This window comes from Vibrio sp. Vb1574, assembly GCF_033338675.1.
In genome coordinates this window covers 1-18506 of sequence record NZ_JAWOTC010000037.1, presented here as the reverse complement: position 1 = coordinate 18506, position 18506 = coordinate 1, and the positions used below count along the sequence as shown (strand labels likewise).

The window sequence follows — 18506 nt, the reverse complement described above, 5'->3', positions numbered from 1 at the left end:
TCTTTGCATGTTGCCAACTTGTTAATCAACAATATATTTAAAGTTGACGCAAACGTAAAGGTAAATTAACATCATTTTAAAGACGTCATCACATCGTCTTCACTGTTAACACATAGTCTTCACTGTAAAAGGAATCTAACGTGAAAATACTAGTGCCAATCAAAAGGGTCATTGATCCCTACGTTAAAGTTCGCGTGAAAGCGGACCATAGCGATGTTGAAACCAATAACGTCAAGATGACGATTAATCCATTTTGCGAAATAGCCGTTGAAGAAGCCGTACGACTAAAGGAGCAAGGTATTGCAGATGAAGTCATCGTTGTCAGTGCCGGCGGTAGCCAGTGTCAGGAGCAACTACGTACCGCGCTTGCATTAGGCGCCGATCGCGCTATTCATGTCGATACTGAAGACAAAATAGAGCCATTAGTTGTTGCTAAGCTGCTCAAAGCTCTAGTTGAGCAAGAACAAGCACAGCTTGTGATTACGGGTAAACAATCCATTGATACGGACAACAACCAAGTGGCTCAGATGCTGGCTGCCCTACTTGACTGGCCTCAAGCAACTTTCGCTTCCGACGTGAAGATAGAAGATCAAAAAGTTCAGGTCGTGAGAGAAGTGGACGGCGGCTTGATGACGGTCGCGATGAACTTACCTGCGGTGATCAGTACTGACTTACGCCTGAATGAACCGCGTTTTGCCTCTTTGCCTAATATCATGAAAGCTAAGCGCAAGCCGTTAGATACCATCACACCTGACAGTCTGGGTGTTGAAGTGGTATTTAGCCAAACCATTCAAGAAGTCACACCGCCAGCGCAAAGAAAAGGTGGCATCAAGGTTGAATCTGTCTCAGAGCTTCTCGATAAGCTGCGTAACGAAGCGAAGGTGATTTCATGAAGAACTTAATCATAGCAGAACATGACAATAACCAATTGCATGCGGACACACTCAAAGTGGTTAATGCAGCAAAACAAGTCAGCCAAGACAATGTTTTGATCGTAGTGGGCCACCAGTGTGAAGAAGTCGCTCAGCAAGCTTGTCGCGTTGATGGTATATCAAACGTAATTTGTGTCGATGATGAACAACTTAAGCATCAATTTGCCGAGAGTATCGCACCTATTGTAGTGAGTATTGCTGAAGGCTTTGACGCAATCTGGGCTAGCTCATCATCAAAAGGGAAAGATCTAGCACCGCGAGTAGCAGCGAAGTTCGGCGTTGGGCAAATTTCCGATATTGTCCAAGTTATCGATGAAAACACTTTTATCCGCCCTATTTACGCAGGAAACGCATTTGCCAAAGTGACCACCAGCGACAAGGTTCGCGTCATCACCGTGCGCGCGTCTGCGTTTGAGCCGGTTACTTGTCACAACCAAGCTGATATTAAGCATCAGCAGGTCACTATCTCAGCTCCAATGGTTGAATTGGTTTCTGTCGATAAAACCGTGTCAGAACGTCCTGAATTAAGCGCGGCAGAGGTGGTTGTGTCAGGTGGACGCGGGGTCGGTAGCAAAGAGAACTTCGCGTTGATCGAACAAGTTGCCGATAAACTAGGTGCTGCCATTGGCGCTTCTCGCGCGGCGGTTGATGCCGGGTTTGTTGCCAACGACTTACAAGTGGGTCAAACCGGTAAAATCGTTGCACCTAAGCTTTATATAGCGGTTGGGATTTCCGGTGCCATCCAGCATCTTGCAGGAATGAAGGAATCCAAGGTGATTGTCGCGATCAACAAAGATCCAGAATCTCCTATCTTTGAAGTTGCCGACTATGGATTGGTTGGTGATTTATTCGAGGTACTACCTCAGCTTGCCGAACAACTTTAAACGATCAGATAAGGGGCGAACACTGCTATGTTCGCCCCTTTATTTTGTTTTGGTCATATTCAAAAGAAACGAAATTAGAGGGACCTATGCCAAAATCTGCACCTATTTGGTCACCATCTGCTGAGCGCGTCAGCAATAGCAACTTATTACGGTTCATCGAAAAGGTTAATAAAGACAAAGCCGAAGGTACCGTAATCAACAATTACACGTCTCTACACCAGTGGTCCATTGAGCACAATGATGAATTTTGGCGACATACTTGGCAGTTTTGCAACGTAATCGGAGATATGGGTTCGCAAATCAAGAGCCTTGGCAGTCCCAAATGGACACAAACAGGTTCTAATCATCACCATGTAAATAGAGACACAGTATGGTTTGCTGACGCCACGCTGAACTACGCAGAGAACCTCCTATCTCAGGCTGAACAATCACCAGAGCGTGAGTTTATTGTTTTTAGCAATGAAAGCGGTGAACACCGACAACTCACCGGTAAACAGTTGCTTGAACAAGTTTCCGCCATTCAACAATGGCTACTCAATTGTGGTGTCGGTAAAGGCGATGTCGTTGCGGGTTATTTGCCCTACCTTCCTGAAACCGTTATTGCCATGCTGGCCACCACCAGTCTTGGTGCCATTTGGACTTCAACCTCTCCTGATTTTGGTATCGATAGCGTCGTAGAGCGTTTTGGTCAGGTCAAACCGAAAGTTCTTTTTTGCTGTGATGGCTACCAGTTCGGAGGCAAAGCTTTCGATATGACGGACAAGAACACCACTCTTAGTAGTAAGTTAAGCAGTGCCTCCGAAGAGACTACTATTAGCGTATGCCAAATCGAATATTTACAAAACGCTGAGAGTGCTAGCACTTCTGAGTTTGTTTCTTGGTCCGATATTACTCACCACTTTTCTCCACAATCAATTCAATATCAATCAGTACTGTTTAATGACCCGTTATTCATTTTGTATTCTTCTGGTACAACAGGTCAACCTAAGTGTATTGTCCATTCCGCAGGCGGTACCTTGCTCAATCACCTCAAAGAACATCAACTGCATTGCGACATCAAATCGCAAGACAAGGTTTTCTACTACACAACATGTGGTTGGATGATGTGGAACTGGCATGTTTCCGCTCTTGCGAGTGGAGCAACCTTAGTGATTTACGACGGTAGTCCGGTTTATCCTGATCACTCCGTCTTATGGCGATTAGCAGAAGAACATAACGTGTCGCTGTTTGGTACTTCAGCGAAATACTTAGAAGCACTGGAGCATGCGAACTGCTCTCCAAAACTAGAACATAACTTGAAGTCACTCAAAACTCTGTGCTCAACTGGTTCGGTGCTTTACCCAGAACAATTTAATTATGTCTATCAGCACATCAAGCAGGACTTGCATCTCGCTTCTATTGCTGGCGGCACAGATATTTGCGGATGCTTTGTACTTGGAAACCCAATCTCACCAGTTTACAAAGGTGAATGCCAAGGCGCAGGGCTGGGAATCGACGCACGTGTTCTAGAGGGTGATGGACATACTATTACGCAAAAACGTGGCGAACTGACTTGTAATAACTCACTACCTAGCTTCCCTATTGGTTTCTGGAACGACAACGGCGAACGTTATCACAACGCTTATTGGAGCAAGTTTACCGATATCTGGCACCATGGCGACGATGTGATGCAAACCGAACATGGCGGCTTTATTTTTTATGGCCGTAGTGACGCAACCTTAAATCCAGGCGGCGTACGAATCGGTACCGCTGAAATCTATCAACAAGTGAACGCGTTACCCGAGGTTGAAGACTCCATCGCTGTCGGCAAGTTAAACCAGCAGTCTGAAGAAATCTGGTTACTAGTAAAACTCGCTCACAACGTCGAGTTAACCCAACAACTCACCGATTCAATTCGCCAAACATTGAAAACAAAATGTTCACCGCGCCATGTCCCACGACAAATTTTTGCTATCAGTAATATTCCTAAAACGCGCTCAGGCAAATTGGTTGAGCTAGCAGTGAAACAATTGGTAAACGGACAAGCTGTAAAAAACATTGGTGCTATTGCTAACCCAGAAGTGCTGGAAGAAATTAAAACGCTTTTCAACATAGAAAGTGGCGCCACCGTCACTTAGAGACTCAACAAGTCTTCCAACAATACAGACGGGTATAACCTAACTGTATTTTTAGCTCGCTCGATAACTCCTCCCCACTTTCGTGGAAACTGCGCGAAATATGCTTCATGTACACAAAAAAGGTGAGATAATTCTATCTCACCTTTGAGCCATATGAGCTGGAGCATTAGTTTGGGGGTTAAGCTTTTATCAGTTGGCTCATATCTTCGCGAACTTGTGGCACCGTTAAACCAACGATGATTTGAAGGCTCTCTTGATTTCTAACAATATTCACCGCTCCGTGCTGTGTGAAAAATGCGTTCTCCTTTACCAGAGAGACATCTTTAACTTTAACACGCAGACGCGTCGCGCAATTAGTTAACAATTCAATGTTTTCTTTTCCACCCAAACCTTCAATAAAGGCACTAGCTTGTGACGGACTTGCGCTACTGTTATGGACCGCTTTCGCTTCTTTGTAGTCAGCTTTTGAATATAACTTACTATCTGCACCTTCACGTCCCGGAGTAAGTATGTTGTATTTTAAAATAAGCGCGCGAAACGTAACAAAGTAAACACCAGTAAACATGAGACCAATAATAATCTGAATCACGTATGTTCCCGCATGGTTACCAGCCAAAGGCAACCAGTTTTGGAAAATGAAGTCTATCAAACCAGTCTGAAAGTTACCGGAAACACCAAACATAAAGGCGATCGTTGCCATTGTCGCAGATAACAACGCATGCAAAGCAAACAGCGCAGGTGCGATAAATAAGAATGTAAACTCTATTGGTTCGGTGATCCCTGTAAGAATTGCTGTGATTGCGGCTCCGAGCACTAACCCCATCACCATCTTTTTATTTTCTTTTTTCGCAACTGAATAGAGTGCTAGTGCGATACCCGTACAACCAAACACTTTACCCATTCCCGTCAACATCAAACCACCCTGAGGAAATTGTGTCGTTAAACTTTCCGAGCTCTGGGCGAATGTCTGTATATTTTGAATCCAATAGGCAACCGTTCCGCCATCGACTGCAACTGGCCCATAAAAAACGGGACCATATACGAAATGATGCAACCCCGTTGGTATCATGATTCGCTCTAAAAACGTAAATAGCCATACCCCTAACGATCCAGCAGAAACCAAGAATGATTGCAGATTATTAATACCATGCTGAATACTTGGCCAAGTCAAACAAGTTAGAATTGCCATCACGACCATAATGGGGAAACTAATGATCACAACCAATGGCGTTCCGCCAAATACAGCTGCCCAATCCGGTAGCTTTTTATCAAAGAATCGGTTGTGAACCCAAACAGAGAGACTTGCAATTAAAATGGCACCTAGCAAGTTGGTATCAAGCGTTAGAATGCCACCAACTTCAGTCAAACCTCGCTCACCTTCCGTATAGTTCACGCCCAGTTCTGGCCCCCAAAATTGAAGGATTCCACCAATAACGTAGTTATACGTAATATAGGAAACAAGTGTTGCAAGTACAGCGCGACCAGATGCTTTTTTAGCTAAAGCGATAGGTAACCCAACGGCAAAAATAAGTGCCATATTTTTAAATACAGCGAGTGATGCCTGTAAAATGATCGTCGAGACTTTAACCCAAGCACTCCCCTCTAGTGCCCAAGGAAACACTTCTTGATTTAACAGCACAACAGAGAAACCCAATAACATGCCCGCTGCTGGAAATAATAGAACGGGAACAAACATCGCGGCCCCGAACCTTTGAATAATATCTTTCATATAAACCTCTTGTTTCATTCACGGAGCCTACAAGTAGGCTCCGAACGTCCAGTTGTTATTGAAAAAATTGAGGAAGGTAGGCTTTATTTTCTTCTAGTAATTGTTTTGTTATTTCTTTAGCTTTTGGCACATTAACCACGGTACGGTTAAGTGTGAGTGCATTAATCAGCTTTTGCTGACTTCCTTCGTACCAAGCATCCACAACTAATTTCTCGTAACCAAGTTGGCTCTCAATCATGGCTTTTTGGAAGGTTGGGATTTTTCCTACAGTAAAAGCTTTCGGTCCATCACTAGTTAGCGCAGCTGGAACTTCTACCATGGCATCATTTTGTAAATTTGTAATAGCACCATTATTCGGTACGATGACGAGATACACATCGCTCAAGTTGTAGGCTAGCGAAGCCGCGACTCTCACCATGTATCGACCATGGATATCGGCATGCAGTGTTTCGTGCTTCGTGGTGCCCGCTTCAATTATTCTTGCGTTCAATTCGAACACTCGTTTCTCACGGCCGTTAATTACCTGCCTTGCGCGGGTATTGTTGATATCCTCTTTCGCCACCATTTTTTCAGGGTACAAATAGTACTGAAGATACGTATTCGGCAAAAACTCTGGATTATCAACAAGCATTGTTCTCATGTTTTTGAATGTGGCTTGCCACGATGGGTCATCCGCTATTTCCGCATCAACCGCACTGATCCCTTCTTTTAGGATGATATTTTTAATTTTGTCCGTTAAGTCTTCACCCTGTTTGTTACGAATTTTGGTAAACCAGCCATAGTGATTAAGCCCAAAATATTCAGGAACGAAGTCCCAAATTTCACATCCTAACAATTGCGCATAGCTGACCATAATCGCTGCTGGCATATCACAAATATTTAGAATTCGCTTATCATGCGGAAATTCACGATTTAAAGCTTCAGCGACAATTGCCGCCGGGTTGGTGTAATTAAGAATCCACGCATCTGGACACGTTTGTCGGATCTCGTTCACTAGCTGGATCATATCGCCGATAGAGCGAAGCCCATATGCCATTCCTCCCGCGCCACATGTCTCTTGCCCAACACAAGAGTTGGATAGCGGGATTTGTTCATCGCGCTCGCGCATGGCCAACCCACCAGTGCGGATCTGGATAAAGAAAAAGTCCGAATCTGCGAATGCGACAGATTTATCCGTTGTATAAACAAACTCTTCAACTTCTGGATAGTGTTCTCGCAATAGAATTTCAGTAGCTAATGCATTCGACTCTTGGCGTTTCTCATCTATGTCGTAAAACACGACTTTTGCGAGTGGAAAGTTATCTTTTTCGGCAATAAGGCTGTTCATCATACCAAGTGTGTATGTACTGCCAGCACCAACAATCGTTAATTTTTGACGTTTCATTTCGCTACCTCAAATGTTTATCCTGCAAATGTATAAAATAAGTATTAATACTTTTATGATACATTTAAAGTGTAAGCACATAGATACGAGATAAAAATCACACAAAGATCCTAAGGAAAAGTATTAACTACATCTCAGATCACATTCTTGCTATCATGATCCAAGACTTAGCGAGGTATTATGAAACCCAAATACATAGACATTGCGGAACGATTAGAAAAAAAGATCAAAGATGGGGAACTACAACCTAAATCGATGCTTCCAAAAGAGAGTGATTTGCAAGAAGAGTTTTCCGTAAGCCGCGTAACCATCAGAAAAAGCTTACAAATTCTGGTCGACAATAATTTAATTAGTCGGACAAGAGGTAGTGGAACTTATGTAAACGATCTAAAAGCCCAACATGATGCCTTACATTTGCTGGGTTTTATCGAGGAAGTCAGTAAACAAGGGAAAACACCTAGCTCTCAAGTCATAAAGTTCGAACTTAAAAAGCCGAATGAGCAGGTTGCTAAGCAGTTAAATCTCTCGCCCAATGATGATACATATGAAATACATAGACTCAGGTGTATTAATGATGAGCCTGAAATTTACGAAGTCACTCATATGCCAGCAATGTTATTTCCAGACTTGAGCATAGCCATAATGAATGGTTCTAAATATGAGTACATTGAAAATAGCAAAGGATTGAAAATTGCGAAAAGCAGTCAGTCTGTCAAACCGTATTTGTTAGATGCAGAGACGGCCTCATACCTGAATGAATCAGAAGCTTCCCCTATTCTAAAAGTTGAGTCCACTGGTTACCTAGAAGATGGTCGTGCATTTGAATATACCGTCAATTACTTCCGACTTCATCAATACAGCTTCGAGTTTATTTCAACTAGGACGTAGTACTATTCGACGCTAATGGTTAATCATTGCGCCAAATCTTATATCCGACCTCTCGCATTGCTCTGCCGAGCAGGTGGGAGGCGACTGGCGCAGTGAGAACGATAAACAACATCGTACCGATAACCCGAGAGATCACGGTAACTTCAGGGAGTGAGAAAGCGACCGCTAATAACAAGCAGCTCACTCCGACAGTTCCAGCTTTGGTCGCTGCATGCATTCGGGTATACAAATCAGGAAGCCTCAGGACACCTAGACTTGCAACCAATGTCAACAATGTTCCTAAGCATAAAAATAGTCCAATCAACACGTCCATTATTCTTTCTCCTTTCTTTTAACGATCAAACGTGCAAATGCGATCGTGCCGAGAAATGCGACCAAACCTAATGTAATGGCGATGTCTAACAGAGCGTCCTCACCGCTGTCTAAGGTGTAAACCGTAATAAATCCGATAGTGATAAATGAAATCAGATCTAACGCCACAACTCGATCAGCTAGCGTTGGTCCTAGAATTAAACGAGCAAAAGCCATAACAAAGCTGAGTAGTAGCCCAGAATAGGCAAAAGTGACCGTTATTTGCAGCCAACTATCCACGCGTCACCTCCAAAATTCGATGCTCTAACCCATCTTTAATTCCGCGAATAACCTCTTCATGTTCAGGTGCAAACATGGCATGAACGATAAGATACTTTTTATCAGCCGTAACATCCAAACTAAGCGTGCCCGGTGTTAAAGAAACCATGTTCGCCAGTAATGTGATTTCTAGATCAGAATCGACCTCCAGAGGGACATAAACGATATCAGGCTGACTCAAATGAGTAGGTGTCACGACGTCCCACACCACTTTCGCAACCGATATAACCATTTCATAAGCGAAGTACACCAATAACTTCAATGCAGATGCAAAACGTTGAAAATAGCTCGTTTTCAATCCAAATGGTTGACTCAACCTTAAAGCAAAAAAACCGACCGTAAATCCGACAACAAAATTCAGACTCGAATAGCTGCCGTTAAGCATCATCCACGCTAACGCTAAGAAAAAATTGAGGAATAGATAGATCATGTATTTCCTCCTAACACCACTCTGATGTATTCAGTCGGATTTAACAGTTGTTCTGCAGCTTGAACGGAAAATTGATAAAAAGGCTCCGCCACTAAGCCAATGATTAGCGTCAACGTTGTCAATACAATAATTGGAACGCAGTACAACCAATGTACTTTGGCCTGCAGAGTCTGTTCTGGCTTCTCTCTAAATGGCTTTTTCCAAAATGCCTCACTCCAAATTTTCGTCATCGAGTAGACGGTAAGCAACCCCACCAATAACGCGGTACCTGCTAACCAGTAATATTCAGCCTGTATGCTCGACTTGATGACCAATAGCTTTCCCCAGAAACCCGATAGCGGTGGAAAACCGGCCAGAGAAAACGCAGGGACAAGAAACAAGAACGCCAACCAAGGCATAGCTTTGTATACCCCACCCAAATGTTCAAGTTGACTAGAGCCATATTTGCGCTCGATGAATCCACCTATTAAGAACAAATTCGCTTTTACAATGATGTGATGAACAATGTAGAAAATGGCACCGGCTAAAGCTAAGGGAGTGTAAATAGCCAACCCCATGATCATATAGCCTATTTGGCTAATAATATGAAAAGAAAGAATTTTCTTAATGTCGAATTGGCTAGCTGCTCCTAAAACGCCCGTTAACATGGTTAGCCCTGCGACCCAAATTAACGTCGGTTGCCAGCCACTCTCGGCGAGCGGAAATACTAAGGTGAAGACTCTTATCAACGCGTATACACCGACTTTAGTAAGCAACGCGGCAAACAGTGCCACCACACCGCTTGGCAACGTGTGATAAGAAGCGGGCAACCAAGCAAATAAAGGAAAGAGTGCCGCTTTAATAGAGAAGGCAAACAAAAACAGCGCGGACAGCATCATGTTGATGCTCAATTCATTTTCCCCTACTTTGGTGTAGAGATCGGCCAGGTTCAAGGTGCCCGTTGCGCCATACAACAAGCCGATAGCAAGCAAAAATACCAGCGTCGAAATCAGGTTCAACATCACGTACTTTACTGCACCATCAACTTGAGTTTTCGTTGCATCTAACACCATTAAACCAAATGATGAAATGAGCATGACCTCAAACCAAACATACAGATTAAAAATATCTCCAGTCAGGAAAGCGCCATAAACGCCAGCAAGCAACATGTGCATTAACGCATGGTAATTGCTATAGGAGGGCTTTCGGTGAAGGTCCGCCATCGCGTAGAAAACACATATCGCACCAATCACCGCCGTTATCATCACCATAGCAACGCTGAGGTAATCTGCGACAAACACGATACCAAATGGCGCACTCCACTGACCAAAAGCAACGGCTTGAATACCATTATTTATGATGTTTTCTGTGAGAAAGCCCGCTACGAAAAGGTTCGAAATCGCACTTACACCGCTCAACCACTCAACACTTTTTGTTGAGCGACGGACGAAGAAGATAGTCAACGCCGTACTCAGCGAGAGAACAACCGGTAACGTAAGCAAAATCGAACTCATTGACCCTCCTCAGAACGTTGCATTTCATCGACGTTTGCAGTTCCAGTGTCTTTATAAGCTCGATAGAACAGCATTAAAGCAAAAATAAGCAGTCCAAAACCGATGACTATCGCAGTTAAGATAAGCGCTTGAGGTAAAGGATTTGCCGCGCTATCTGGTGGTAAAAGAGCATTATCGCCAATCAATGGCGGTTCTCCGGGCGTCAGCCTCCCAGCGGTAAAAATAGCAAGGTTAACCGCACTACTGAGTAACATGATGCCGAACAAAAGACGCAAGATATGCTTTTCAAGCATTAAATAAACACCTGCTGCGACAAATACTCCAACGACAACACTCCAGACTATTTCCATCACTCTAGCTCCTCATTAATACGAAGCAGCATACCCATCACGCCACCTATAACGGCAAGGTAAACACCAACATCAAAAACCAATGGCGTCCCTAGTGGTATCACATCTTTCCACCACAGTCCGGTCAAAAACGGTTTATCAAACGCAAAGCTCAAAGCACCAGAAACTAAGCTCAATGCGATGCCAGATAACGCAATGAGAAACGGCTTGAAATACAACCTAGAACGAACGTATTTCGGTGATTCCGCGAACATGAGAAGTGATAAACCAATAACGGCAATCAACGCACCAATAAAGCCACCACCCGGTTCATTATGACCACGTAACAACAGATACACTGAAAATACGAGCATGAGTGCCGAAACAATGTGTGCCGTGGTTGCAAAAATTAATGATTGGATACGATTTTGTTTTTTCGCTCTTGTCTTAAGCAAACTCACTGCCGCAATCCCTGCAATAACAACGACAACAACTTCTCCCAATGTATCAAATGCGCGAAAGTCGACCAGAATAACGTTAACAATGTTTCGCCCATGTCCACCCGGGACACTGTTTTCTGCAAAGAAATCTGACACCGAAGAGTCCATCGGCTGAGACGTGATTCCTAACAAAAGTAAAGTAACCGAAACACCTATCACACCTGCTATGCAAATATTCGCTACTTTACGTTTTATTGAATGCTTGGGCACGGTGGTTAGACGTGGCATATGACGCATTAACAATGCAAGAAAGACCACCATTAATGTTTCCACTAACAGTAAAGTCTTCGCAACGTCCGGGGCGCTATAAATCATAAAAACAAGCGTGGTCATGAAGCCAATCATACCAAGCGCAGAAATCGCAAGAAGTCTTGCGTGGGACAACGTACATACGAGCGCAGCACCAATCAACAATAAGGCAATACCAATCTCATAGAAAGTGACACTTGAAAGTTCGCCAACCAAAGGCAGAGGAATAAGCGCTACCTGACTCAGTAACGCAACGGCAAGTACCGTGAAAAATAATAGGACATAGCGACTCAATTTCTTTTGCTGTAACCGCGCCGTTTGCCACTTCGCCACTGTCATCATGCCATCTAATAGTCGTTCAAAAATATTCTCCGCTTTGGGGACGAATAGATGTAACCGCTGAAAAAATGCAAACACAGCTGGATAAACACGGTACACCACATACCCCAACGCTAGCGTAATAACGCTTAACACTAACGGTACATTCACGCCATGCCATAGTGATGTCTCTTTAAGAGTTGCTGTGGGCAGAATGTCAGCAGAGCCCGGAAAAATAATATTGCGATCTAACCAATTCAAACCGAATAACGGAACTAGGAGGCTGCCAACTGCCAAGAGCAAAGGCGAGATCCACATGGCTTTTTTTGTCTCAACTGGCTTAGTTTCAATCGGCACGAGATCACGGCGAGCAAAGAATGGTCTCGCAATAAGCATAATGGTTAGCGCGACCATCAGTATATTCACGATTAAAAGTACAAAGGCGATCCAGTTATTGAGCTCTACTGCGGACTTGTACATGTATTCTTTGCTCAAAAAGCCTAACAACGGCGGGAACCCCGCTTTAGACAATGCAGCCAAACTCCCCGCAACCATGCTGATGACGAGAACTGACTTCAGGCCGTACAATTGATCAATATCTCGTGTTCCTGTCGCTTTGTCGATATTACCCACCACCATAAACAGCGCAGCTTTATAGAAAGAGTGAGCGAGAATAAACATCAATACTGCACTAACGGCCAAATCTGTGCCCATACCTAGTAATAATGTTAATTTACCCAAAGCAACATTCGTGCTGTAGGCTAGCATCAGCTTCAAGTCAGTTTGTTTTAATGCGACAAATGTGCACCAAATGGCCGTGATACTCCCAGTGATGACTAAAGCATAAAACCAGATCTCGCTGTGGGCATAAACTGGCGATAAACGTGCTAATAGGTAAATGCCTGCCTTTACCATTGTTGCCGAGTGTAAATACGCACTGACCGGAGTGGGAGCTGCCATCGCGTTAGGTAGCCAAAAATGAAACGGGAATTGCGCAGATTTAGTAAATGCACCGAGTAGTATGAGCACTAGAGATGGGATAAACCATTCATGCTGCGCAATAGTGTCTGCCTGCTCGATAATGGTATTTAGCTCATAACTCCCTGCCATTGCTCCCAGCAAGATAAGACCAGCTAGCAACGCTAGTCCACCAGCACCGGTAACAATCAGCGACTGCAAGGCGTTTTTCCGAGACGTTTTATTTTCGTGATTAAACCCGATCAGTAAGTAAGAAGTGATGGTGGTGAGTTCCCAGAAAACAAATAACAACAGAATGTTATCGCTCATCACAATCCCTAGCATGGCAAGCATGAATAGGGTTAGATACAAATGAAAGGAAAACCGGCTATCACTTTCTCGTAAATAAGCCAAAGCGTAGATTTGAATCAGTGCGCCAATCCCACTGATCAGTCCCGCAAAAAGAAATGAAAGGCCATCTAGTCTAAAGCTAAGGTTGATATCGAGGCTTGGTATCCATTCCGCATTCCAGCTCACGCCTGCAGGAGTATAGATATAGAAGAGAAAAGAGAAGATTAAAACTGGCAGCGCAGGGAAAATCAGTAAGACCAACTGATTATCTAGGTTTTTCGGCAGGTTTTCTTTACCCGTTATGTTATTCAACATCGCAGCCCATTCGTTATTATAAGAAGGTACGCGCTATTCGGCGCAAATGACAAACTCCACTGTATTGTTTTAGCCCAAGCGCTTCAAAAACGATCATGAAACCAAGGGAAAAGTAGCAAACAGTAATCACTGAGTGCTACTTAGAGGAACGCCGATACAAACCGCTATTTGCTGTCTGCTACGGCATAAGAACGTAGGTCACTACTTACATATTCTTGGCTGAATGTATATGGATTATCGTCATCAGCTAACTCGAATGCATCGTAGGTGCAGTCACCGATATCATTTCTCGGACAAACATAAACATTCGAACGTTCTATCATTTCTGTGTGGCATTTCGGGCATAGGTTTTTCATGTCACTCTCCTCTGATAACTTATTGATACATTGATAATTCCATGTTCTAGAGATCCATCTCCCTCCTTTACCTAAAACATCACTTAAACCCAACTTTGTTACACCCCAATTACTGAATCGGTGAGACAAAACCATCGGGCTTAAGAGCGACCAAACTACAGTTAATCGATTGCAAAATATTTTCAGCCGTATTACCAATGACATAACCAGATATACCAGTTCTCGCTAAGGTTCCCATTACCAGCACGTCTACCTCAATACTCTCTACGTAATCTGGAATCTTTTCGTCGGGTTTTCCATGCAGGTGGTGAATCACAATTTCACCTGTAATCCCAGACTCCTCCAACAGCTGTTGCAGAGCTTGTTTATGATCGGCTTTTGCTTTGTCGAGTTCATGTTTCAACTCAGCATCATCGACTTGAATCCAAGCGTTACCATTAAGGTAGTTTTCTAAGTAATACTCCCAGCAAGAAATCACGTGTAAACGACTATCGCAGGTGTCGGCTATCGAACGCGATAATTCGAGTAAACGCACGGCTAATGAGTGCTGTTCATCGCTTGCCGTTAATGGGTCGATAGCCACAGCAACACGGCGTTTATCTCTTGGCTTATCAATTGGTCGGTGCAACCAAAGCGGACAAGGGCATTTTCGTAACAGAGTCATATCAATAGCTTTGAAACCCTCAGCACCTTCACCGAGCGGTTCAGCTTCTTTGATGATGAGATCTTTGTTATCAGCTAATGCTTCTTGAATAATACAGACAGCGGGCTTTTCACTGCTTTTCACAGTAAGAGGAAATGCGAGATCCTCTTCAGAGAGTCCCAGCTTCTGTCTGTATTCGTGAATACTTTGTTTGAGGGAGTCTTGCAGCGATTGCTCATAACTTTGCTGATACTGGATCATGTCTGTTGGGAAATCAGGACACGCTATTAGCCCTGAGACAGGCACTTTGTTGCTAGATGCAATCCTCATCGCTTGTTCGAGGGCGTCACTATGGCCTGGCAATCCTTGTGTTGCAAAAAGTATGTTTGCGAATCGTTTCATACACACCTCCTTGTTTGGTTAAATATTAACCACCCACAAAGTATAATACCTAACGGATAATTGTAACGGCTTGTGACGTTGATGAAATCAATTCTCATTAAGAGACGGATATTGCTTCATTTTGTTTTACGTCACACTCTCCTTTCTTCACAACTATCGCCTTCGACCTAAATAAATTCCGCTACCTAAAGTTGAGACCAAATAAAAACCCAAATTACTCAAAGTTTTTTCTCACCTTGAGTAACTTGGGTATAAGCAATAACACACTTAGTGTCCGGATTTAAATGGATGACCTAAATTTTCACGCAACTTAGTTTAAAGATGCCATCTCAATCACGAATCGATATGCAAAGTTTTACGGCTTTAGTGACCTAAAATCGCCGTAACTCGATGTTAAGGTTGTTGTTTTGTCGGTGCCAAAGCAATTTCACGAACACATACACCTTGCGGTTGCTGATAAGCAAACAGCACTGCTCGTGCAATGTCGTCTGCTGCCAACACGCCGCCCATATCCACCTTCCAGGCGTCATAACCATCTTTAATATCTTGAGACGTTGTATGTGAAAGTAATTCCGTTTCCACTGCACCAGGTGCAATCGTGGTAACGCGAACATTTGATGACGCAACTTCTTCACGTACGTTTTCAGAAATAGCATGAACCGCAAATTTGGTACCGCAATAAGCAGCATGATCAGGGAATGTTTTCTTGCCCGCAATAGAGCTGATGTTAATGATCGTACCACTGTTACGTGCTTTCATCGGTGCTAGGACGGACTGCATGCCATTGAGCAAGCCAATTACGTTCACATCAAACATGCGCTTCCACTCCGATGCTTCCTGAGTATCTATCTGACCGAGAAGCATAACGCCTGCGTTATTTACAAGTGCATCTACCGGACCATACAACGCTTCAGCTTTCTCTATTGCAGCCTCGAAAGAAGCTTTGTCGGTCACATCTACCTTTTCACAAAGCGTATTTGGTAAGTTTAATGCTTCCAAACGTTCTACACGTCTTGCTAACAAAAGAAGAGCATGGCCCTGGTCACTGAAGTGACGTGCAATCGCTTCACCAATGCCTGAACTAGCGCCTGTAATAACAATTAACTTTTTCATTTTGAATCCTTAATCGAACGGTTTACATCAGTGGCGGTAAGTTTAAGAAAACTTTGTTTGTTGATATATACCGACCTAGTTGAAACACTGTTGTTATACTGCAACAATACTTTTTTGAATTATGAAGAAGTCATCATGCAAACACACATCAACCTTGCGGATATTCGCTCTTTCGTCCTAATCGCTCAACTAGGAAACTTCACGAAAGCAGCAGAGCAACTTGGCGTTTCTCGCTCACACGTTTCACGTCAAATAACAAATCTGGAACAACAGATTGGTGTCACTTTGCTACAAAGGACCACTCGAACACTGAACCTCACCGAAGCAGGCAAGGTTCTGTATAAACAGTGTGAAACTGCCCTTCACAATATTGATCAAGCTGTTATGGCAGTGGTTGATGATGTAGAAGACTTAAGAGGTGACATTCGTATCAACTGTGTCGGGGGCTATTTAGGAGAAGACGTTGTCGCAGATATCGTTGCTCAATTTCTAATCCAACACCCACAAGTGAGCATTAACTTAGATTTTAGTAGCCATCGTGTCGATTTAATCGCGGATGAATTCGATATCGCTTTTCGAATGGGAAAGTTAGACGACTCCAACTTTATCGCTCGCAAACTGATCGATGTGAAAATGGGGACATACGCAAGCCCAAACTATTTAGAAACATATGGCTATCCTTCGCATCCAAAGGACTTAGAAAAACACGTTTGTTTGACAGGTAGTGTGACACGGTGGGCATTTGAGAACACGAATACAAAGCAGTCAACGGAACACCAGATACGTGGACAGTTACGATGTAAGAGTGGCAGAGTAATGATAAAAGCAGCCTTGGCGGGAAATGGCATCATCCGTGTGCCAGCACTTTATTGCCAACAAGAACTCCAGACAGGCAAGCTAAAAGAAGTGTTTACCAATTGGAGCATTCCGAGTGTGGAATTTTCACTCCTTTATCATCACGACCGACATCAACCAAAACGCATCCGAGCCTTTGTTGATTTTACTACGCAATACTTTCGCAAACTGCAGAGTAAAGACAAGTAACCTGCACGTTGGTACCTGTCTATGTATGCTTTATAGGCTGAGCCTGTGAACCTGGGGTTTGTTCTAGAAAGAGTGTGAGCATTTTGACGCTTAAGGCTTGGTTTTCATAAACGTCAGAGGTGTTTGTCCAGTTTGCTTTTTGAAAAATGCAATAAAAGCACTGTCTGACGAAAACTCCAGCCAATCGGCAACTGCGCTGACTGGCATGCCCGTTGATAACAATTCAACTGCTTTTAAAAGCCTCCACTGTTGCCGCCAATCTTGATAGTTCATTCCCGTTTCCGACTTAAATAATCGTGTTACCGTCTTGGTGCTTGCCCCAACTTTGCTTGCAAGAGTAGTAAGCGAAGGAGCTAGAAATGAAGGTTCAACCAACTCTCGACGAAACGTTGTTAAGCGCCGATGCGATGGCAAAGGCAACTGAAACGAATAACGTTTCGCAGCATAAAACTCCTCCCAAAAAAGCGCCGTCGTATTTACCATCTCGCTGCTAGGCTTATCCCACTCCCAAAATGACATTTTATCAATAAGAGCTTGGAGTAAATTATTCACTTCTATCATCGTGATCTTACTCGGACAGGCAAACTCCTCACAATCAAAATACAAAGATCGATACGCCACCACATTCGTCATTAGTGCGCGATGCGGCGTATTAGGTGGGATCCAAACCGCCTTTGTCGGTGGCAAAATACAAATCGAGTCTTCCAGAGCAAAACTCATACAACCTTGAGGTGCGTACAATAACTGCCCTTTTTTGTGCTGATGCATACCTGAGTCGTGCTTGCCAATATCCGCAGCAATTCCCACTACACAATTAGAAATTTTGTCTGCATCAAATTGTGTTTTTTCGTTAATAAGCGCCATTTTGTCCGAATGTTGATGTATTTGGTTTTTATGTTGTTATTAGATCAATCATAGCCTCATTTATACTGCCCGCCAACTTCATTAACGATGGGTAACAATATGAATACTAAGCCCTCTTTATGGCTCATGCTGGTTATGTTGATGTTTCCGCAAATTGTAGAAACCATCTATAGCCCAGCGTTGAGCTCAATCGCTCTATCATTTGATGTAAACCACGCACAAGCAGCCCAAACATTGTCGATTTACTTCCTAGCTTTTGCCATTGGCGTTGTAGTTTGGGGAGTTCTCGCAGATAAACTGGGAAGAAGGCCCACCATGCTTATTGGGCTCTTTATCTATGGCTGCGCATCTTTACTCGCAACTCAAACCGAAAGCTTTGCTGTTGTCATGGCCGCGCGAGCCCTAAGCGCATTTGGTATCGCGGTAGGATCCGTTGTCACACAGACCATGCTTCGTGACGCGTTTGACGGTCAAGAACTGAGTAAAGTCTTTAGCTTAATGGTAAGTGTTCACCAAGCCCCTATTGACAGAAAAAGTGTGACACTCAGCACTTGATCCATTCTTGGCTATTGAGTGAT

Annotated in this window: 17 protein-coding genes and 1 pseudogene; 6 read left to right on the top strand and 12 right to left on the bottom strand. The window is 43.6% G+C overall.

Features of this window, described 5'->3' with window-relative positions; genetic code table 11:
* Positions 1-140 precede the first annotated feature (140 nt).
* The 3 genes from R7O12_RS18490 (at position 141) to R7O12_RS18480 (ending at position 3933) form a co-directional block, all read left to right on the top strand.
* Complete coding sequence (locus tag R7O12_RS18490) at positions 141-893, top strand: electron transfer flavoprotein subunit beta/FixA family protein (protein WP_005386149.1); 753 nt, start codon at positions 141-143, stop codon at positions 891-893.
* Positions 890-1816, top strand: coding sequence for an electron transfer flavoprotein subunit alpha/FixB family protein (locus R7O12_RS18485; protein ID WP_017820355.1), 927 nt, complete (start codon positions 890-892; stop codon positions 1814-1816). The genes R7O12_RS18490 and R7O12_RS18485 overlap by 4 nt, the downstream gene beginning before the upstream one ends.
* A gap of 86 nt (positions 1817-1902) precedes the next feature.
* Positions 1903-3933 (top strand): acetoacetate--CoA ligase, encoded by a 2031-nt coding sequence (locus R7O12_RS18480; protein ID WP_318126227.1) that lies wholly within the window; start codon positions 1903-1905, stop codon positions 3931-3933.
* 178 nt (positions 3934-4111) lie between these two features.
* Here the strand turns inward: R7O12_RS18480 and R7O12_RS18475 are convergent, their stop codons facing one another.
* Together R7O12_RS18475 and R7O12_RS18470 are read right to left on the bottom strand one after the other, a co-directional pair.
* A complete protein-coding gene (locus R7O12_RS18475; protein WP_054576204.1) occupies positions 4112-5662 on the bottom strand; it encodes an alpha-glucoside-specific PTS transporter subunit IIBC in 1551 nt (516 codons plus the stop codon).
* A 55-nt stretch (positions 5663-5717) separates the two neighbouring features.
* The gene (locus R7O12_RS18470) at positions 5718-7046 is read right to left on the bottom strand and encodes a 6-phospho-alpha-glucosidase (RefSeq protein WP_238975355.1); all 1329 of its coding nucleotides are present in this window, start codon (positions 7044-7046) and stop codon (positions 5718-5720) included.
* Between the two features lie 180 nt (positions 7047-7226).
* Between R7O12_RS18470 and R7O12_RS18465 the strand changes: the two genes are divergently transcribed.
* On the top strand, positions 7227-7934 hold the full coding sequence (locus tag R7O12_RS18465; protein ID WP_053307578.1) for a GntR family transcriptional regulator: 708 nt from the start codon (positions 7227-7229) through the stop codon (positions 7932-7934).
* Between the two features lie 19 nt (positions 7935-7953).
* Here R7O12_RS18465 and mnhG read toward each other — a convergent pair whose 3' ends face one another.
* From mnhG to R7O12_RS18420, 9 genes are all read right to left on the bottom strand, one after another.
* On the bottom strand, positions 7954-8247 hold the full coding sequence (mnhG, locus tag R7O12_RS18460; RefSeq protein ID WP_005373314.1) for a monovalent cation/H(+) antiporter subunit G: 294 nt from the start codon (positions 8245-8247) through the stop codon (positions 7954-7956).
* Positions 8247-8525 (bottom strand): cation:proton antiporter, encoded by a 279-nt coding sequence (locus tag R7O12_RS18455; protein WP_005373317.1) that lies wholly within the window; start codon positions 8523-8525, stop codon positions 8247-8249. The genes mnhG and R7O12_RS18455 overlap by 1 nt, the downstream gene beginning before the upstream one ends.
* On the bottom strand, positions 8518-8994 hold the full coding sequence (locus R7O12_RS18450) for a Na+/H+ antiporter subunit E (RefSeq protein WP_005373320.1): 477 nt from the start codon (positions 8992-8994) through the stop codon (positions 8518-8520). The genes R7O12_RS18455 and R7O12_RS18450 overlap by 8 nt, the downstream gene beginning before the upstream one ends.
* Entirely contained in the window at positions 8991-10487 is a 1497-nt protein-coding gene (locus tag R7O12_RS18445) for a Na+/H+ antiporter subunit D (RefSeq protein WP_213904431.1), read from the bottom strand. Before R7O12_RS18445 ends, R7O12_RS18450 begins: the two co-directional genes overlap by 4 nt.
* Positions 10484-10837: a Na+/H+ antiporter subunit C gene (locus R7O12_RS18440; protein ID WP_017633704.1), complete on the bottom strand. Its 354-nt coding sequence runs from the start codon at positions 10835-10837 to the stop codon at positions 10484-10486. Before R7O12_RS18440 ends, R7O12_RS18445 begins: the two co-directional genes overlap by 4 nt.
* Positions 10837-13506, bottom strand: a complete 2670-nt coding sequence (gene mbhE / locus R7O12_RS18435; RefSeq protein ID WP_206970217.1) for a hydrogen gas-evolving membrane-bound hydrogenase subunit E — start codon at positions 13504-13506, stop codon at positions 10837-10839. Before mbhE ends, R7O12_RS18440 begins: the two co-directional genes overlap by 1 nt.
* A 164-nt stretch (positions 13507-13670) precedes the next feature.
* The gene (locus R7O12_RS18430; protein WP_082245536.1) at positions 13671-13862 is read right to left on the bottom strand and encodes a hypothetical protein; all 192 of its coding nucleotides are present in this window, start codon (positions 13860-13862) and stop codon (positions 13671-13673) included.
* 109 nt (positions 13863-13971) lie between these two features.
* Positions 13972-14907: a universal stress protein gene (locus R7O12_RS18425; RefSeq protein ID WP_005373330.1), complete on the bottom strand. Its 936-nt coding sequence runs from the start codon at positions 14905-14907 to the stop codon at positions 13972-13974.
* A 393-nt stretch (positions 14908-15300) separates the two neighbouring features.
* The gene (locus tag R7O12_RS18420) at positions 15301-16020 is read right to left on the bottom strand and encodes an SDR family oxidoreductase (protein WP_053307575.1); all 720 of its coding nucleotides are present in this window, start codon (positions 16018-16020) and stop codon (positions 15301-15303) included.
* A 135-nt stretch (positions 16021-16155) separates the two neighbouring features.
* Here R7O12_RS18420 and R7O12_RS18415 point away from each other — a divergent pair, with 135 nt between their 5' ends.
* Positions 16156-17064 (top strand): LysR family transcriptional regulator, encoded by a 909-nt coding sequence (locus tag R7O12_RS18415; protein ID WP_213972216.1) that lies wholly within the window; start codon positions 16156-16158, stop codon positions 17062-17064.
* A gap of 90 nt (positions 17065-17154) precedes the next feature.
* Here R7O12_RS18415 and R7O12_RS18410 read toward each other — a convergent pair whose 3' ends face one another.
* Positions 17155-17928 (bottom strand): AraC family transcriptional regulator, encoded by a 774-nt coding sequence (locus R7O12_RS18410; protein ID WP_064376645.1) that lies wholly within the window; start codon positions 17926-17928, stop codon positions 17155-17157.
* A gap of 99 nt (positions 17929-18027) precedes the next feature.
* Between R7O12_RS18410 and R7O12_RS18405 the strand changes: the two are divergent.
* Positions 18028-18453: pseudogene (locus tag R7O12_RS18405) on the top strand (MFS transporter); the annotation flags it as partial.
* Positions 18454-18506 lie beyond the last annotated feature (53 nt).

Excerpts from the sequence above, each read along its gene's own strand:
- R7O12_RS18470 (WP_238975355.1), bottom strand. The coding sequence starts at position 7,046 with ATGAAACGTCAAAAATTAACGATTGTTGGTGCTGGCAGTACATACACA.
- R7O12_RS18420 (WP_053307575.1), bottom strand. The coding sequence starts at position 16,020 with ATGAAAAAGTTAATTGTTATTACAGGCGCTAGTTCAGGCATTGGTGAA.
- R7O12_RS18430 (WP_082245536.1), bottom strand. The coding sequence starts at position 13,862 with ATGAAAAACCTATGCCCGAAATGCCACACAGAAATGATAGAACGTTCG.
- R7O12_RS18410 (WP_064376645.1), bottom strand. The coding sequence starts at position 17,928 with ATGGCGCTTATTAACGAAAAAACACAATTTGATGCAGACAAAATTTCT.
- R7O12_RS18440 (WP_017633704.1), bottom strand. The coding sequence starts at position 10,837 with ATGGAAATAGTCTGGAGTGTTGTCGTTGGAGTATTTGTCGCAGCAGGT.
- R7O12_RS18480 (WP_318126227.1), top strand. The coding sequence starts at position 1,903 with ATGCCAAAATCTGCACCTATTTGGTCACCATCTGCTGAGCGCGTCAGC.
- R7O12_RS18445 (WP_213904431.1), bottom strand. The coding sequence starts at position 10,487 with ATGAGTTCGATTTTGCTTACGTTACCGGTTGTTCTCTCGCTGAGTACG.
- mbhE (WP_206970217.1), bottom strand. The coding sequence starts at position 13,506 with ATGTTGAATAACATAACGGGTAAAGAAAACCTGCCGAAAAACCTAGAT.
- R7O12_RS18425 (WP_005373330.1), bottom strand. The coding sequence starts at position 14,907 with ATGAAACGATTCGCAAACATACTTTTTGCAACACAAGGATTGCCAGGC.
- R7O12_RS18475 (WP_054576204.1), bottom strand. The coding sequence starts at position 5,662 with ATGAAAGATATTATTCAAAGGTTCGGGGCCGCGATGTTTGTTCCCGTT.
- mnhG (WP_005373314.1), bottom strand. The coding sequence starts at position 8,247 with ATGGACGTGTTGATTGGACTATTTTTATGCTTAGGAACATTGTTGACA.
- R7O12_RS18465 (WP_053307578.1), top strand. The coding sequence starts at position 7,227 with ATGAAACCCAAATACATAGACATTGCGGAACGATTAGAAAAAAAGATC.
- R7O12_RS18485 (WP_017820355.1), top strand. The coding sequence starts at position 890 with ATGAAGAACTTAATCATAGCAGAACATGACAATAACCAATTGCATGCG.
- R7O12_RS18415 (WP_213972216.1), top strand. The coding sequence starts at position 16,156 with ATGCAAACACACATCAACCTTGCGGATATTCGCTCTTTCGTCCTAATC.
- R7O12_RS18450 (WP_005373320.1), bottom strand. The coding sequence starts at position 8,994 with ATGATCTATCTATTCCTCAATTTTTTCTTAGCGTTAGCGTGGATGATG.